The 789-nt window shown below is 63.1% G+C and carries 1 protein-coding gene; it reads left to right on the top strand.

Going from position 1 to position 789, the window contains the following annotated elements; genetic code table 11:
• Nucleotides 1-759: transposase (locus ACXR2T_RS15775; protein WP_489945563.1), on the top strand; the 759-nt coding region annotated here is incomplete at its 5' end.
• Nucleotides 760-789 lie beyond the last annotated feature (30 nt).

Below are 789 nucleotides of genomic sequence, written 5' to 3'. Positions count from 1 at the left end.
GTTCGTGTGCCCACTCTGGCGGAAGAAGCGGCACGTGACCTCGTACGTGCCCGAGATGATGCCCGACGAGATTTGATGGCAGCCCGCCACCGCCTTTCCAAGCTACTGCTGCGTTATGGCCTCGTCTATCCGACGGGCAAGACGGCGTGGACAAAGACGCACGACTTGTGGCTCCGACGACAACGGAAAGAGTTCTTTGCCGAGGCGGGGACAGGCACGCTGGCCGCGTTTGATGCCGGCTACGACGCGGTCACACAAGTGGTAGCACGTAAGGACCGGTTGGATGCGTCGATTCTGGAGTCAGCGGCCACGAGCGAGTTCAGCGAGGTCACCAACCGGCTCGCTACGCTCCGAGGGGTGTCTGTGCTCACCGCGTTCGCGCTCGCGGTAGAGATCGGGGACTGGCATCGATTCACCGGGCGCACGATCGCTTCTTTCTTGGGATTGGTGCCCTCGGAGCATTCCTCGGGCCAGACCCGTTCACTGGGCGCAATCACGAAGACCGGGAACACGCACGCCCGAAGGCTGCTGATCGAATCGGCTTGGCACCACAAGTCCACCTACACCCCCAGCGTCGCATTACGCGCCCGCTGGGAGCGTGTGCCCGCGCGAATAGCAGCCCGCGGTGACGCGGGCAACCGTCGCCTGCACCACCGTTGGGAAGTGCTGGTAGCGCACAAGAAAAAGCATACGACCGCGAACACGGCCGTAGCCCGCGAACTCGCGGGATGGTGTTGGTCATTGGCCGTTATGGAGTGACCTTTGAAAGCTCGTTCATCGCCCCGCGGG

This window comes from Leucobacter faecis, assembly GCF_054456635.2.
This window is presented reverse-complemented; position numbering and strand designations above follow the sequence as displayed.